Annotated in this window: 10 protein-coding genes; 4 read left to right on the forward strand and 6 right to left on the reverse strand. The window is 68.3% G+C overall.

Annotated elements, in window-relative coordinates; translation table 11 throughout:
* Positions 1 to 27 precede the first annotated feature (27 nt).
* Complete coding sequence (locus tag ABLE38_RS04730; RefSeq protein ID WP_348973003.1) at positions 28 to 2,388, reverse strand: TonB-dependent receptor; 2,361 nt, start codon at positions 2,386 to 2,388, stop codon at positions 28 to 30.
* Positions 2,389 to 2,587: 199 nt separating this feature from the next.
* On the opposite strand from ABLE38_RS04730, the gene ABLE38_RS04735 reads away from it, so the two are divergent.
* Positions 2,588 to 3,346 carry a GntR family transcriptional regulator gene (locus ABLE38_RS04735; protein ID WP_348973004.1) on the forward strand — a complete coding sequence of 253 codons (759 nt, stop codon included), beginning with the start codon at positions 2,588 to 2,590 and terminating at the stop codon, positions 3,344 to 3,346.
* Between the two features lie 74 nt (positions 3,347 to 3,420).
* Entirely contained in the window at positions 3,421 to 3,780 is a 360-nt protein-coding gene (locus ABLE38_RS04740; RefSeq protein ID WP_348973005.1) for a hypothetical protein, read from the forward strand.
* A gap of 12 nt (positions 3,781 to 3,792) precedes the next feature.
* On the opposite strand, the gene ABLE38_RS04745 is transcribed toward ABLE38_RS04740, so the two are convergent.
* The 3 genes from ABLE38_RS04745 to ABLE38_RS04755 form a co-directional block, all read right to left on the reverse strand.
* Positions 3,793 to 5,682, reverse strand: coding sequence for a DUF4157 domain-containing protein (locus tag ABLE38_RS04745; RefSeq protein ID WP_348973006.1), 1,890 nt, complete (start codon positions 5,680 to 5,682; stop codon positions 3,793 to 3,795).
* A 234-nt stretch (positions 5,683 to 5,916) separates the two neighbouring features.
* The gene (locus tag ABLE38_RS04750; protein WP_348973007.1) at positions 5,917 to 6,108 is read right to left on the reverse strand and encodes a hypothetical protein; all 192 of its coding nucleotides are present in this window, start codon (positions 6,106 to 6,108) and stop codon (positions 5,917 to 5,919) included.
* Between the two features lie 39 nt (positions 6,109 to 6,147).
* Complete coding sequence (locus tag ABLE38_RS04755) at positions 6,148 to 6,276, reverse strand: hypothetical protein (RefSeq protein ID WP_348973008.1); 129 nt, start codon at positions 6,274 to 6,276, stop codon at positions 6,148 to 6,150.
* A 386-nt stretch (positions 6,277 to 6,662) separates the two neighbouring features.
* Between ABLE38_RS04755 and ABLE38_RS04760 the strand changes: the two genes are divergently transcribed.
* Entirely contained in the window at positions 6,663 to 7,706 is a 1,044-nt protein-coding gene (locus ABLE38_RS04760; protein ID WP_348973009.1) for a rod shape-determining protein, read from the forward strand.
* A gap of 48 nt (positions 7,707 to 7,754) precedes the next feature.
* Here ABLE38_RS04760 and ABLE38_RS04765 read toward each other — a convergent pair whose 3' ends face one another.
* Entirely contained in the window at positions 7,755 to 8,147 is a 393-nt protein-coding gene (locus tag ABLE38_RS04765) for a DUF3597 family protein (RefSeq protein WP_348973010.1), read from the reverse strand.
* A 142-nt stretch (positions 8,148 to 8,289) separates the two neighbouring features.
* Here ABLE38_RS04765 and ABLE38_RS04770 point away from each other — a divergent pair, with 142 nt between their 5' ends.
* On the forward strand, positions 8,290 to 8,859 hold the full coding sequence (locus ABLE38_RS04770; RefSeq protein ID WP_348973011.1) for a DUF4142 domain-containing protein: 570 nt from the start codon (positions 8,290 to 8,292) through the stop codon (positions 8,857 to 8,859).
* Between the two features lie 45 nt (positions 8,860 to 8,904).
* Here ABLE38_RS04770 and ABLE38_RS04775 read toward each other — a convergent pair whose 3' ends face one another.
* Complete coding sequence (locus tag ABLE38_RS04775; protein WP_348973012.1) at positions 8,905 to 14,712, reverse strand: IPT/TIG domain-containing protein; 5,808 nt, start codon at positions 14,710 to 14,712, stop codon at positions 8,905 to 8,907.
* Between the last annotated feature and the right edge of the window lie 7 nt (positions 14,713 to 14,719).

The raw sequence follows: 14,719 nt of genomic DNA on the forward strand, positions 1-14,719 counted from the left end.
GCCGGAACCCGGAGCCGCTCCCCCATCTTACCAGCGGTAGGACGCGGTCACGCCGAAGGTGCGCGGCTTGTTCCAGCGCACCGAGAGCGGATAGCCCGCCTGGGTGAACTTGAGCACCTGCACCGCCTGGTCGGTCAGGTTGCGAACGAACACCGCGAGCTGCATGTTCTTGTAGGTGAGCCCGACCTGCGATCCGAACAGATCGACGTCGTCCATCGGGATGTACGGCGTGGCGAGCGTCACCGTGTCCTGCCCGCCGCCGCGCTGGCCCGAATAGCTGACATTGACGAAGCCGTTGAGGTCGCGCCCGAGCGCGTGGCGGTAATCGAGCGTCGCCGACATCGTCCAGTCCGGGATCTGCGCGACCGGCGAGTTGAGCACCGGCAGGCCCGAGATGCCGGCGGGCACCGCGACAAAGGTCGCGCGCTGCGTTGCCGCGTTGAGCGCGATCGACAGCGTGCCGCCGGCTGCCTTGAAGCGGCCGTCGAGCGCGGCCTCGACGCCCTTGGCGTGGATCGTGCCGCCATTGACGTTGAAGATCTGCAGCGCCGAAAGGCAGGCATTGGTGACCGCGCAGCCATCGTTGATGCTGGTGATCGCGTCATGCGTGCGCGACAGATAGCCCGAGACGCGGACGAACAGGCTGCGCCCGATGCTCGACTTCACGCCGGCTTCGTAGCCGATCGTGTTCTCGTTGCCATAGGTGAACTGGAAGGGATTGGGCGCCGCGGCGTTGAAGCTGCCGTTGTTGACGCCGCCGGCGCGATAACCCGACCCCGCCTTGGCATAGAGCAACGTGCCGCCCGATCCGGGGATCTTGTAGCTCGCGGTGAAGGTCCAGGCCGGCTGGTCCGATTTGAACGAGAAGGTGCTCGGCAGGCGGACATTGGCGCCGGTGTAGAGCAGCGTCACCTTCTGCGTGGCGGTCTTGTAGTCGTGCGAGAAGCGGCCCTCGCCGACCAGGGTCAGGTCGCCGATCTGATATTGCAGCGAGGCATAGGCCGCGAACGAATAGATGCGCTGGCGGGTGTCGCTGAAATTGCCATAGGCGAGCGGGAACGGCGTGGGGCAGTTCGCGGAGGTCGGCAGCGGCTTGATGCAGACCGGCGCGCTGGGCGTGCCCGTGCAGAAGCTCGCCGCCAGCGTGACCGTGCAGGGCGAGGAGACCACGGTGCGATCATAGGTGTCGCGCTGGTAGAGCCCCTCCCCGCCGACGATCCAGGTGAGATCGCCCGATTTCCCGGTCAGGTGCAGGTCCTGATAGAGCGTATGGTCGCGCACATCGGTCTTGGTCTGGTCATAGGGATAGGTGCCGATCTCGCCGAGCGCGCGCATCTGCGAGACGGTGGCGAGATCGAGCCCGCTGACGAATTGCTGGGTCGAGCGCCAGCGCGTCGCCATCGTCGTCGATTCGAGGCTGACGCCGCCACCGAGATCGAGCGAGCTGGTCAGCATCACGCGCAGCGATTTTTGCTGCATGCTGTCCTTGCCCTCGTGCGACGCGGTGAAGCGCGACTGGACATAGCCGAGCGGGATCTGCGGGTTCACGCCGCCGCCGGGGATGACATAGGTGTTGAGGAAGCTGGGCAGCTTCAGGTCCTGCCCGTCGACCAGCAGCGTCATGTCGAGCGGGCCGGAGCGATAGCGGATCTGGCCGCGCGCGTTCCAGCCATTGGTGCTGTCATAATAGCTGCCGCGCAACGGGTTGTAGTAGAAGCCCTTGGTCTGGCTGTAGACTTCGGCGCCGACACGCACGGCGATGTCGTCGCTCAGCGCCTGATTGACCACCGCGGACATCCGGTCCTGGTTGAGCCCGAAGGTGAACTGGTTGCGGACATAGCCGCTGTTCTGGAACTTGGGCTTGGCGAGGATCAGGTTGATCACGCCGAATTCGGAGTTGCGCCCGTAGAGCGCGCCCTGCGGCCCCTCGAGCACCTCGACGCGTTCGAGATCGAAATAGTCGACGGTCTTGAAGTTGCGGCCGCCCAGCGTCGAGCTGCCGACATAGGCGCCGTTGACGAACAGGCCGACGCCGGAATCGGCGCCGGTGGCGCGCTGCGTGCCCGATCCGCGGATCGAGACTTCGGCGAGGTTCTCGCTCGCCACGTCGTTGAAGCGGACGCCGGGCACGGCGTTGATCAGGTCGCCGCCGCTGGTGACCGGGCCCTTGGCCTGGAGCTGGTCCGCCGTCACTGCCGAGATCGTGCCCGGCACGTCGCGGATATTCTCCTCGCGGCGGCGCGCGGTGACGATGATGTCGTCGTCGCGGCCCTGAGCGCGGGCGCTCGTCGCCTGCGCGGCGGGCGTATCGCTGGTTGAAGACTGGGCCAGCGCCGGCGTCGAGACGACGAGCGCAAGGGTGGCCGTAGTGGCAAGAAAATCTCGCATGCATCCTCCCATGGCGCGCATTTTTGCGGCGCCGGGGCAAAGCATCCGCCGACTCGTACATCAATGTCAAATATATTGTACGACAATCATACCATAATGGTCTTACAAATGGACTATGGATGATCTTGCCTACGCGATGGAATCTATCGCGCTGGATTGGTAAGCACCTGCCGTGCAACCATCCGCGAGAGACAAGCCTTTGACCGACAAGCGAGACTCGACGGACCGTGAGACGCAGGCAGGCATGGGCATGACGCCCCCCGCCAACGCCGAGGAACTCGCCTTCGCGCTGCGCCAGCAGATCCAGAAGAGCGAGCTCGCGCCCGGCGAATGGCTGCGCGAATCGCGGCTGTGCGCCGAGTTCGGCATCGGCCGCTCGATCGCGCGCCGTGCGCTGCGCATCCTGGCCGATGACGGGCTGGTCGAGATCGAGGAAAATCGCGGCGCGCGCGTCTCCGCCACCACGGTGGAGGAAGTGTTTGACCTCTATGAGGTGCGCGCGGCGCTCTACGGCCTTGCCGCGCGCTTCGCCTGCCTGCGCGGATCGGACGCGGCGATCCGGCGCATGCTGGCCGATATCGACCGCCTGCTCGAGGAGGCCGCCAGGGGCGAGCCCGCCGAGCAGATCATCGCGCAGAGCGAGAACATCTTCAGCGCGATGGCCGCCTGCGCCAGCCCCGATGCGCAGAAGATGATCGAGGCAGTGCGCCGCAAGACGCGCTTCCACTTCTCGTTCGCCGCGCTCGCGCTCGCCGCGCATGATTCCGGCCCCTATGCCCATTGGCGCGAGGTGCGCGCCGCGCTGGTCGCGCGCGATGCCGACAAGGCAAGCCAGGGCGCGCGCGACATCCTCTATTTCATGCAGGGCGAAGTCGCGCGGATCATGCTCGCGCGCGGCCCCCGCCTGCGCGACGAGGTGCCCGCGCCCGCCAAGAGGCGCGCCGCCGGCCGCCGCTGAGACGGCACGGCGTTGCGGCCGCTGTCCTTTCGCCCGCACTTCGGGCAGGGGCGTGCCAAGCTTGGGAGAATGGTATGAGCGATCCGGCAAAGGCATGGGACGGCGCGCAGGTCCGCAAATGGCTGGAGCGCCGGCTCGAGGCGGCGAAGCTTGACCAGGCGGCGGCGGACCGGCGCGGCTATGAGGCGCGAGACGAGTATGACCAGGCCGCGGCCGAGGAATGGGTCTGCCGGGCATTGAAGGATGCGGACTGCACCGGCGACCAGGCGCTGTTCGCCAAGCGCCTCAAGGAGCTGATCGCCCAGGAAGACTATGCCGCGACCGGCATTAATGACGATACGCGGTTCGAGCGGCATGTGCGCGGCGTGCTCAGGAAGCTGGCGAAGATGACCAAGGCGAACGAGGGCTTCGAGAAGACGCTGCGCTATCAGTGAGCGCCACGCGCCTCAAGGCGACGGCGGCGGCGCTGACGGTGGCGGCGACGCCCCGGACGGCGGCGAGGGCGCGGTCGGCGGCGCCGCGCCGGCGGGCTTGGACGGAGCGCTGCCGGCGACCAGATTGTCCATGTCGATCCAGCCGATCAACGTGGTCGCGGAGGCGAACCACGGCGTCTTCGAATCGCCGGGCGCCACCCGCAGATCGTCGAGGCAGACCTTGATCGCATTGTTCTTGGATTTGAGACCGCCGCCGTCGATCGTGTGCCACAGCTCCCATTTCTCGTTCGGCTTGTCTGGGGGGCTCGGCGCCTTCTCGAAACTGTCGAACACGGCGATGTGCTTGAACGCGCCCTTGCCGAGCGTGACCGTGGTCGCCGCGCTGACGCCATAGCCCTGGGCTGCGCCGGCGCCGAGCAGGACATATTCGCCGCGCTTCGGGTGCTCGGTCAGCGGCGCCTTGGCATAGTGGATTTCCTGGTCGTGCTTGTGCATCTCGTCGAGCTTGGCCTTGCGCCCGTCGATCATCGCCTTGAGCTTGTCGCGCTCATGGTCGACCCCCCGGATCTGGGTGTTGAGCTGCTTGATCGTCTGGGCCTGGCCGACCATCTGGCCCTTGGTCTGCAGCACCATCTGATGCTTGACCAGCAGCTCCTGCTTCTTCTTCTGGATCTCGCCGGAAAGCGCCTTGGCGCCGTCCTTGTTGCCGCTTTCCGAGGCCGCCTTGCCCGCTTCGACGAGCAGCTTCAGCTCGTCGGCGAGCTGCGCTTCCTCGAGATCGAGGACTTTTTTCTTTTCCTGCAGCTCCTCTCCCGCCTTTACCGCCTTTGCCAAGCGCGTGAGCGGGCCGTCGACCTTCCGGCCGCGGCGATCCGGCTTCTTGGGATCCTCCAGCGACGCCCGGTTGAGCCGCATCGTTTCGGTGTACACGTCGATCTCGGCCTGAAGCTGGTACTCGGCATCAAGCTTGCGCTTGGCGTCGGACAGGAGGCGGCTGGCGGCCCGGGTTTCCTTGGCGTTGCGCCCCAGCTTCTTCGATCGCTTCGAGATCGCGTCGCCGAAGGTCTGTCCGGCGAACTCGACGCAGGTCGTGTAGTTCTTCATCGGCGCGACCTCTCGGGTCCGGGTCTCTTCCTTGCCGTCGACCTTGACCGTGTAGGTCTGCGTGTAGCCCGAGCGGATCTTGTCGATCTCCTCCTGGGACATGATCGTCGCCTCGGACTTCTGGCGCCCGCCGGCGGATTCGATGACGGCCTCCCGCATCAGGTCGCCTTCGGAGACCAGCTTCTCGGGCTCCTCGACCGGGGCGACCCCGCTTGCACCCGGCGCCGCTTGCCGCTGGACGGCGCTACCGCCGCCGGCGCTCGCCGCAATCGGATGGCCGGAGAGCAGACCCCCGGCAGGTCGACCCGCGACGACCGCGTCGGCAACCGAATCCGCCTGGCGCTCATAGGCGTCGCCGACCCGGCCCATGCCGCCCTCGACCGACACGCCCCGGCGCTGCTGGACGACATGGGCGAGCTCATGCGCGAGCAGCCGCGTGCCCTCCGCCGTGCCGGGCCGATATTCGCCGCGGCCGAAGACGATGTCCTGGCCCGTGGTGTAGGCGCGCGCGCCGATCGCCTGCGCGGCACTTGCGGCGTGTCCATCAGCGTGCACCCGCACTGCGCCGAAATCCTGTTGGAAGCGCTGCTCGAGCAGTGCGCGCGGAGCCGGATCGAGCGGCTGGCCCGGCGACCGCGACACCGCGTGCGCAGCCGGCGCGGCGGCGTGGCGGGCGGGAACCCGGCTGAGCCCGGAAAAGGCGGGGGTGGCGGTGCGCGCTTCGCTGCGCTGGATGCGCGGAGAACCGCGGGCAGCGACGGGCTGAAACGTCTTCGGCTTCCTGGCTATGGTCCGCATCACCAGTCTCCCCTTACGGACAAAGCCGACAGAATGGGCGAAGGATCTTCCCGCTAACAAGCACGCATAGCAGCACGGGGCTGACAAGTCCCGATCCCATGCCGGAGACAATAGTGCAAGTCAGCCAGGGACCGCAGAGCGACCTTTTCGATCACAAACCGTCGCGAGTCCGGATACGGCAATTGCCGCGCAAATCGCCGAGGGCATGATCTTCGCTGCGCGACAGCTCGCCCTTCATTCTGCCAACTGAGTCATTCCCTGGCCACGCAACTTGCGGGCCTCGCGCTGCTCGGCAGCAATACCTTCCTTGGCCCAGGCAACGGCCGCGACAATCGCGATATCTCTGACGTTCTCGAGCGTGGCCGTGTCGGCCAGGGCGCGCTGGCGCACCTCTTCCGTGCGGCAGAAGATGGCAGTCGGTTGCATGGGTCGGGCTTTCGAAAGGAGGAGCAATGGCGAGCGACGTCAGGCTTTCTTGAGCGGCTGCACCAGCGGCGTGCCCTTCAGCGCCGAGCTGATCGGGGCCAGCTTGGGTGGTGCTGCCTTTTTCGGCTTGCGGATTTCCTTGCTGGTTCGGCGTTGACCCTTGGCCATGCGGTGTTCCTTCCTGTCGGTTTCAGAGATGCGTGGAGCGCGCCGACGAGCGCGGCCGCGCCTTGGCGCGCTGCGGCGGTGCAGGGACGATCGGCATGGGGAGGCTCCACAACAGAGCGGGAGCATGAACTCTCAGTCGCACCCAGGCTCGCGGCAGGCGGTGCGATACACGCTATGTGGGGCACCGACGGCGGTTGCGCCACCCCGGCACCTCGCAAATCGTCACGCACACCGGCAGGAAAGCGCTCGCATCGGCGCCGCAGCGGGTCATTCAGCCGCTAATGGCTTGACCCGCCCCGGGTAGCGGCCCACCGCACCGGCCCGCGCGATCGATAGAGCCCTCCGCAAACCTGCGAAGCGCACGCGATGCCAACAGATTGAACTTGATGCGATTTCCCCGTCTTTTCTCCAACGGCTCCTTCGATCTCGCGATCGACCTCGGTACAGTAAACACAGTGATCTACCTGCGGGATCGCGGCATCGTGCTCAGCGAACCCTCGGTGGTGGCGATGGAAACCACGGGCGGAATCTCGCGCGTCCGCGCAGTCGGCGCCGAGGCGAAGCTGATGCTCGGCAAGACGCCCGACAATGTCCGCACGATCCGCCCGATGCGCGATGGCGTGATCGCGGACGTCGACGTGGCGGAGCAGATGATCAAATATTTCATCGACAAGGTCCGCGGCCGCGCGATGCGGCTCGGGCGCCGCCCCGAGATCGCGATCAGCATCCCCAGCAGCGCGACCCAGGTGGAACGGCGCGCCATCCAGCAGGCGGCCAGCAATGCGGGCGCGGGCAAGGTTTATCTGATCGAGGAATCGATGGCGGCGGCGATCGGCGCCGGCCTGCCCATCACCGAGCCGCTAGGCGCCATGGTGGTGGACATCGGCGGCGGCACGACCGAGGTCGCGGTGCTGTCCTTGAAGGGCCTGGCGTACAGCGCATCGATCCGCGTCGGCGGGGACCGCATGGACGAAGCGATCGCATCCGCGATCCGCCGCAAGCACAACCTCATGGTCGGCGAAGCGACGGCGGAGCGGATCAAGGTCGATATCGGCACCGCCCAGGTGCCGGAAGACGGAATCGGCTTGATCCGGAAGGTCAAGGGGCGCGACCTGGTGAAGGGCATGCCTTCCGAAGTGGAGGTGAACCAGGGCGAGATCGCCAATGCGCTCGCGGACCTCACGGCCCAGATCGTCGAGGCGGTGCACTCGGCATTGGAGAAGACCGAACCCGAGCTGGCCGCCGACATCTATGACCAGGGCATCGTGATGACCGGCGGCGGCAGCCTGCTCGCACATCTAGACGACGTGCTGTCCAAGGCGACCGGACTGCCCGTCGTGGTCGCGGAGAACGCGCTGATGTGCGTGGCCACCGGCGCCGGGCGCGCGCTTGAGGATCCGGTGTATCGCGGCGCGATGTCGTCCACCTGAGCGGGCAGGCGCGGGCGCCCTTCGTAGGCCCCGCGCCACGCCGGCCGGTCAGTTCCGCAGCGAATCCGGGACCACGCCGCCATTCTCGGCGAGCTTGTCCATCACCGCCTTGTGCAGGGCGATATTCTGCTCCGCGCTGCCATCCTCCCCGGCATGGACGCCGAGTTCCTGGCCGAGCTGCTTGCGCGCATCCAGGCTCGAATCCAGATCGAGCAGCTTGAGCAGGTCGACGATCGAGCTCTGATAGTTGCCGCCGCCATCCTTCATCTTCGCCACTTCGGCGAGCACGGCACCGACATCGACCGGCTCGGCCGTCTGGGCGGGAGCCGGCGCGGCCGGCGCCGATGCAGCGGGAGGCTGTGCGGGTGCGGCAGCAACCGGCGCGGGCGCAGCTGCCTTGTGGCCGAAGATCTTGCCCATGATGTCGCCGAATATGCTCATTTCCGCCTCCTCTTTCGGGACCAGCCCGCCATGTCGATGCATGCCCAACGTCGGGGCGTCGCCAAAGGTTCGCGCACGGAACGGCGACCGGTCCGGGTTCGTTCACGCTTCGGCCTTCGCGCCGTCATCAGAGAGGATTGATATGTATCGAGCACGCTGGATCGTCGTGGGGGCCTCTGCCCTCGCGCTCGCCGCTTGTGGACACAAGGACGAAACCACGACCACCACCAACACCGTGACGACCGAGAACACGGTCATGGCCGACAACATGGTGATGCCGGCCGCTTCGCCGAGCCAGCAGTTCGCCAATGCCGCCGCATCGAGCGACGCCTTCGAGATCGCCAGCTCGCAGCTGGCGGCAACCCAGGCGGAGTCGCCCGCGGTCAAGAAGTTCGCCGCCGAGATGATCAAGGCGCACACCGAATCCACCGCCAAGCTGAAGACCGCGGCGGCCGCGGCGACGCCAGCGGTGGTGCCCGATGCCACGCTGGCGGCGGAGCAGCAGCAATCGCTGGATTCGCTGAAGCTGCTCAAGGGCGCGGACTTCGACAAGGCTTATGCCGGCGCCCAGGTCGATGCGCATCAGAAGACGCTGGCCGCGCTGAAGGTCTATTCCACCACCGGCGACGTGCCGTCGCTCAAGGCCTTCGCCACCAAGCTGCTGCCGACCGTCGCGGCGCACCTGAACATGGCGACTGCCCTCAAGAAGTAGGCCAGCGAGCGGCCGGCGCCTCGCTCGGCGCCGGCCCGCTTCGTTTCAGAACGACTTGGAGAGCCGGAGCTGCAGCGTGCCGGCCTTCTCCCCCTCCCCCGCGCGCAGGCCGGTCTCGGCGTCGAACGACCAGCCGCCGCTCAGGATATCGAACCGGGCACCAAGGCTGAGCTGCATCTGCTCGCGCTTCCAGCCATTGCCCGAGAGCGCATAGATCGCCGCGCCCGGGATATCGGCATAGTCGAGCCACTGCGCGTCGACATCGGCAAATTCGTGGCTCCACTCGGCACGGACGCGCGGCGTGACCGAACCGAAACCCGTCTTCCGGCGAAGCTGGACCGTGCCGCCGATCGCGCCGGTGAGCGATTGCACCGCGCGCGCATCGAAGCGCAGATCGTAGCGGCTGGCTCCCGCCTCGGCATAGGCGTCGAGATCGGCGCCCAGATATTCGCCGCGGCCATAGAGCGACCATTGCAGCGCGCCGCCGGAACGGTCGATCCCGAGCGAGACCGCCGCCACCGTATAGCTGCCGCCGCGCTTGCCCCGGGCGAGGCTGTCCACCGCCGCGGCGATGCGCCGGGTGGTGAAGTCCAGCTGGCCGCGGCCGACCATGCCGTCGAGGAACATGCTCCTGCCCGGCTGCAGGCTGGCATAGGCGGCGTAGATCGTGCTCTTGCCGCGCACCTGCGCCGCCGATCCGATCCGGCTCAGGTCATTGCCATAGCCGCCGCCCAGGCCGACGAGCAGGTTCCCGGCCAGCTTGACGTCGGCACCCGCGCTGAGGCCCGCGGTGGTCGCGGTGACCTTGGTGCGATCGGTGGTCGCATCGCGCGTGCCGATATCGATCGCGCCACCGGCCCAGGTCGCCACCGAGCCGATCCGGCGCGTGCCGTCCGCCTCATCCTCGCCCGCCGCCCGGTACTTGTCCGTCTGGCGAGCAGCGCCCGAAGCACCGACCGCGTGCGGATCGCGCGCGAACATCCGGCCGTTGCCCAGCGTGTCTCCGCGCGAGAAGGGCGAGCCGGGATTGTTGGCGAACTGGCCGAGCGCCGGATCTTCGCCCGACATGCGCATCCGCTCGGTGATCGCCAAGCCCCAATTCTTGTCGTCGGGGCGCTGCATCGCGGTGGTCGCGTCGCGCGCGCCGAGCGTCACCCCCATCGCAAGCCCCGCCTGCCCGCCGCCATTGTGGAGCTGCTCGTTGCGCCGCATGAAGTTGGAGACCTGCGCCCGCGCGAAGCGGCGCGCCGCCTCGGCCTGGGCATCGCTGATCGCCGCAACATTGGGATCGCCGCGCGGATCGGGCCGCGCCTCGACCGTCAACGTCACCGTCGAGGGCAGCGAGGCGCCGAAGACGTTGCTCAGCGTATAGGTCACCACGATCGTGCCGCCGAAGCGATTGTTCGGCGTGACGTCGAGGCGATAGCCGCCACTCCCCGTCGCGGCGATCGCGGTGGTCGCCGCGCCCGCGGGCGTGAGGCTGACCACCGCGGCGCCGGTGAAAGGCCCGCCAACGGCGCCGTCGGTCAGCACCACTGACATCGCCTGGCCATCGCCCGTCTTGGCGATCTTGGGCGCCGCCACCGGCACCTGGCCGACCACGGCGATCGTGACGGTTCCCGGCGCCGAGTTCCCGCCCGGACCGCTGGCGATGAAGGTGAAGCTGTCGGTGCCCGCGAAGTTCACCGCCGGCGTGTAGATGGCGACAAAGGGCGCGGCGGCAAGCCGGGCCCGCGCGCTCGCGGCCGCCGCAGGGGCGCCAAGGGTGACCACGCCATGTGCCGGCTGCGTAGCGATCTGGATCGTGTCGTACACGCCCGTGACCAGCGTCGACAGATCGATGCTGACGCTCGTGCCCGCGGTGGTGGTGCGTCCATCGACCGAGCCCGTGCCGGGTGCCGCGATCGGCGCGGGCGGCGTCGCCACGCTCAGGCCCACCGTTGCCGCCGCGGACGTGCCGCCGGGCCCGATCGCCGTCCAGGTGAAGCTGTCCGCGCCGAAATAGCCGGCAGTCGGGACATAGGTCACGACATCCCCCGCCACGCTCGCCGTGCCGTGCGCCGGTGCGGTGCCGATCGCGATGCTCGAATGCATGCCGCCGACCAGGCTCGACAGGTCGATCGCGGTGCCGGGACTGTCATAGGCCACGGCCACGCCCGCCTTGTCGGCGGCGGTCGGAGCGGGCGGGACGGCAATGTTCAGCGTCACCGTGGCGGGTGCCGAACTGCCGCCCGGGCCAGTCGCGACATAGGTGAAGCTGTCGACGCCGTAATAGGCGGCCGCCGGCGTGTAGGTCACGACATCGCCTGCGATGGTCACGGTGCCGTGCACGGGCGCGGTGCCGACCGCGATCGAGCCATGCGGCCCGCCGGTAATGGCGCCCGACAGGTCGATCGCCGCGCCGGTACCGCCAAAGGGCACCGCCACGTCGCTCCTGTCGGCGGCGGCCGGCTTGTCGATGAAGGTGTAGGTGGTGCCGCCCGTGCTGACCTGGCCGTTTACCGTCACGCTGACCGACGCGGCACCCGAGCCAGTGGCCGGCGCGGTGACGGTGAGCGCGGTCGGGCTCGCGGCAGTGACGACGCCCGCCGCCGCGCCGAAGCGGACGAGGTTGTCGCCAGGCACGGCGCTGAAGCCAGTCCCCGAGATCGTCACGACCTGGCTGACCGGGCCCGAGCCGGGCGATATGCCGGTCACGCTCGGCACTACCGCAAAGCCGCCGCTGCCCGTCGCCGAGCTTTGCGTGTAGCCGCTGGGCGTGGACAGGCTGAGCGTGAAGCCCGAGGCCGCGCCCGGGGTGACGCCGATATAGTCGAGCGTGATGGTGCAGCCGCCCGTGGGCACGATCACGTCGTTGAACTGGACGACCGACGCGATGGGAGCGGCCGTCGATCCGATCGCGCAGCTGCCGCCCGGGGCGCCATTGGCACGGGTGACGAGCGCGGGCACGTTGAGCACCGCGGTGACCGGCGGGCTGTCCGCCGCATTGGGGTTGCTGAAGCGGATCGTCATCGTACCGGTTGCGCCGGCGGCCAGCGAGGAAGGCGTGAAGCCCGCCGCGGCGGTAATGGCGTGCCCCGTGCCGATGGTGATGCTCTGCTGGATCTGCGCCGCGGCGTTCCAATTGGCATCGCCGGGCTGGCTGGCATCGATCCGGCAAGTACCGGTGCCGGTGAAGCTGACCGTCGTGCCGGAAAGTGCGCAGCCGGTGCTGGTGCCGTCGAGCGCATAGACCACCGCCAGCCCCGAACTCGCGGTGGCACCCACGACATAGGGCGCGCCGCCCACCGCTGCGCTCGGAGCGATCGAGGTGAAGCCGATCGTCTGGTCGCCCTTGGCAATCGTGACGTTGACCGTGCCGAGTGCGGAGACGGCCGGGGTCTGGCTGTCGGACGCTGAGACGGCATAACTGAAATTGCCTGCCATGGTCGGCGTGCCCGAGACCTTGCCGGATGCAGGGTCGAACGCCGTTCCAGGCGGAAGCGAGCCGGGGACGGCGAGCGCATAGGAATAGGGCGCGACACCGCCTGTAGCGGTATTGGCCTGGCTGTAGCTCGCACCCACGCTCGCGCCGGAGGCGGCAGCGGTAGTGATCGCCAGGTTCGCGGGGGTGACGGTGAAGCTGCGCGACACGGTCGCCGCCGCCGTCCAGATGCCGCCGCCGGCCTGATCGGCGTCGATCGTGCAGGTGCCGGTCTGGAGCAGGGTCAGCGTGTCGCCGGCCACGGTGCAGATGGCGGTGGTGGCCGACGTGAAGCGCACCGGCTGGCCCGAACTCGCGGTCGCCGTCAGCGTCAGCGGCGAGGCGGAGAGCGATGCGTCGGCCAGTGCGGCGAAGCTGATCGCCTGGCCGACCGGCTGGACGGTCAGGCTCACGGTCGCCGGGGACGAAGTGCCGCCGATGCCGATGGCCTTGTAGGCAAAACTGTCGCCGCCGGTGAACCCCGCGTCGGGCGTGTAGGCCGCCAGGTCGCCGGCGATGCTGACGGTGCCGTGGGTCGGCTGGGTGGTGACCTCGATGCTGGTATGGCTGCCGCCGGTAATCGCGTCGGACAGGCCGATCGGCGTCGGCACGCCCGCCGGGACCTGGAGGGTGAAGGCGCCTGCCACCGGCGCCGCGGCATAGCTGTACACGTCGGCCGCCGAAGGCGTGCTGGTGCCGCCATAGGGCGTCCTGACAGTGACATCGACCGTACCTGTGGCGCGCCCCGGCACCTCCGCCCTGATCTGGGTGTCGCTGTCGACATAATAGGGGAATGCGTTCGTGCCGCCGAACTTGACTGCGAAGGTCGGCGTGGCGCCGGCGAAGCCGGAACCGCTGATCGTCACCATGCCGCCGCCGGCGATCGGGCCCGCATTCGGCGAGACCGCGGTCACCACCGGCACCGCGGCATAGGTATAGCCATTGGGTATCGCGCCGCTCGTGCCGCCTGGGGTGGTGATCGTCACCGCGAGATTGCTGCCTGCGGCATGGGCGGGCGTGGTGAAGGTCAGCGCGGTGGCGCTGGCAACGGTCACGCTGCTGGCAGGGACGACGGTGCCGCCGATCGTCACGCTGGTACTGCCGGCGACGAAATTGGTGCCGGTCACCGTCACCGCGGTATTGCCCGCCGCGGGACCGCCATATGCCGACATCGCGCTCGCCGTCGGCACTCCGGCATAGACGTACCCACCGGGCACCGCGCTGCTCGTCCCCGCGGGGTTTGCGACCGTCACCGCGACCGTGCCCGCCGCGTGCGCCGGCGTGTTGAAGGTCAGCGTGGTGTCGCTGGCGACGGTCACGCTGGCGGCCGGGACGGCGGTGCCGCCGATCGTCACGCTCGTCTTGCCGGCGACGAAATTGGTGCCGGTCACCGTCACCGGCGTATTGCCCGCGACGGGCCCGGCACCCGGCGTCAGCGACGCCGCCGTCGGCACCCCGGCATAGGTGAAGCCGCTGGACGGCGCCCCGCTCGTCCCGCCCGGGGTGGTGACCGTCACGGGGACATTGCCCACAGCGTGGGCGGGCGTGACGAAGCTCAGGAAGGTGCCACTGGTGACAGCCACGCTGCTCGCCGGAATCGCGTTTCCGCCGATCGTCACGCCGGTGTTGCCGGCCAGGAAGCCGCTCCCGACCACGAATACCGTCGTGCCGCCCGCGGGCGGCCCGAAGGTCGGCGTCAGGTTCGTCGCGGTCGGAACGGCGAGATAGGTGAAACCGCCCGCCACCGGATCGGTCATGCCGTCCGGCAGCACGGCCATCACCGTGACATTGCCCGCCGCGTGGGCGGGCGTGACAAAGCTCAGCGAGGTGGAGCTGTTGACGGTCACATTGGCCGCGGGAATGATCGTGCCGCCGATGTTGATGCCGGTATTGCCGACGACGAAACCGCTTCCCGCTGCCGTCACGCTGGTTCCCCCGGCAGCCGGTCCCGCAGTCGCCGACAGCGCGCTGATCGTGGAGGTAGACGACACATAATAGGTGAAGGCGTTGGACATCGTGGCGGTGGTTCCGCCGGCATTGGTGATCTGCAGATTGACCGCCGCCGCGGCATGGGGCGGCGTGACGAAGCTCAGCGACGTCTTGCTGAGGATGGTGACGTTGCTCGCGGGCACACCATCGACCAGCACCGTGGCGCCGCTGACGAAATCGGCGCCCGTGACCGTGACGGTCGTGCCGCCAGAGGCCGGGCCGGTGGCAGCGTTCAGCGAGGTGATCGTCGGGATCGGGATGCAGGTGAAGGTAAAGCTTGCCGTGCCGGCATTGGAGCCGGTGCCGCTGTTGCCATAGCCCAGCGTAAGCTCGGCATCGGTGACCTTGTAGCTCCCGGATCCGCTTTGAACGGTGCCGTTGACCAGAGATACCCCCTGCATCCCCAAA

This window comes from Sphingomonas sp. KR3-1, assembly GCF_040049295.1.
In the GTDB taxonomy this organism is placed as follows: Bacteria; Pseudomonadota; Alphaproteobacteria; order Sphingomonadales; family Sphingomonadaceae; genus Sphingomonas.

What these genes read in the sequence shown, in the direction of transcription:
- ABLE38_RS04730 (WP_348973003.1), bottom strand. Translation starts at nt 2,388, where the DNA reads ATGCGAGATTTTCTTGCCACTACGGCCACCCTTGCGCTCGTCGTCTCG.
- ABLE38_RS04740 (WP_348973005.1), top strand. Translation starts at nt 3,421, where the DNA reads ATGAGCGATCCGGCAAAGGCATGGGACGGCGCGCAGGTCCGCAAATGG.
- ABLE38_RS04745 (WP_348973006.1), bottom strand. Translation starts at nt 5,682, where the DNA reads ATGCGGACCATAGCCAGGAAGCCGAAGACGTTTCAGCCCGTCGCTGCC.
- ABLE38_RS04750 (WP_348973007.1), bottom strand. Translation starts at nt 6,108, where the DNA reads ATGCAACCGACTGCCATCTTCTGCCGCACGGAAGAGGTGCGCCAGCGC.
- ABLE38_RS04755 (WP_348973008.1), bottom strand. Translation starts at nt 6,276, where the DNA reads ATGGCCAAGGGTCAACGCCGAACCAGCAAGGAAATCCGCAAGCCGAAA.
- ABLE38_RS04760 (WP_348973009.1), top strand. Translation starts at nt 6,663, where the DNA reads ATGCGATTTCCCCGTCTTTTCTCCAACGGCTCCTTCGATCTCGCGATC.
- ABLE38_RS04765 (WP_348973010.1), bottom strand. Translation starts at nt 8,147, where the DNA reads ATGAGCATATTCGGCGACATCATGGGCAAGATCTTCGGCCACAAGGCA.
- ABLE38_RS04770 (WP_348973011.1), top strand. Translation starts at nt 8,290, where the DNA reads ATGTATCGAGCACGCTGGATCGTCGTGGGGGCCTCTGCCCTCGCGCTC.
- ABLE38_RS04775 (WP_348973012.1), bottom strand. Translation starts at nt 14,712, where the DNA reads ATGCAGGGGGTATCTCTGGTCAACGGCACCGTTCAAAGCGGATCCGGG.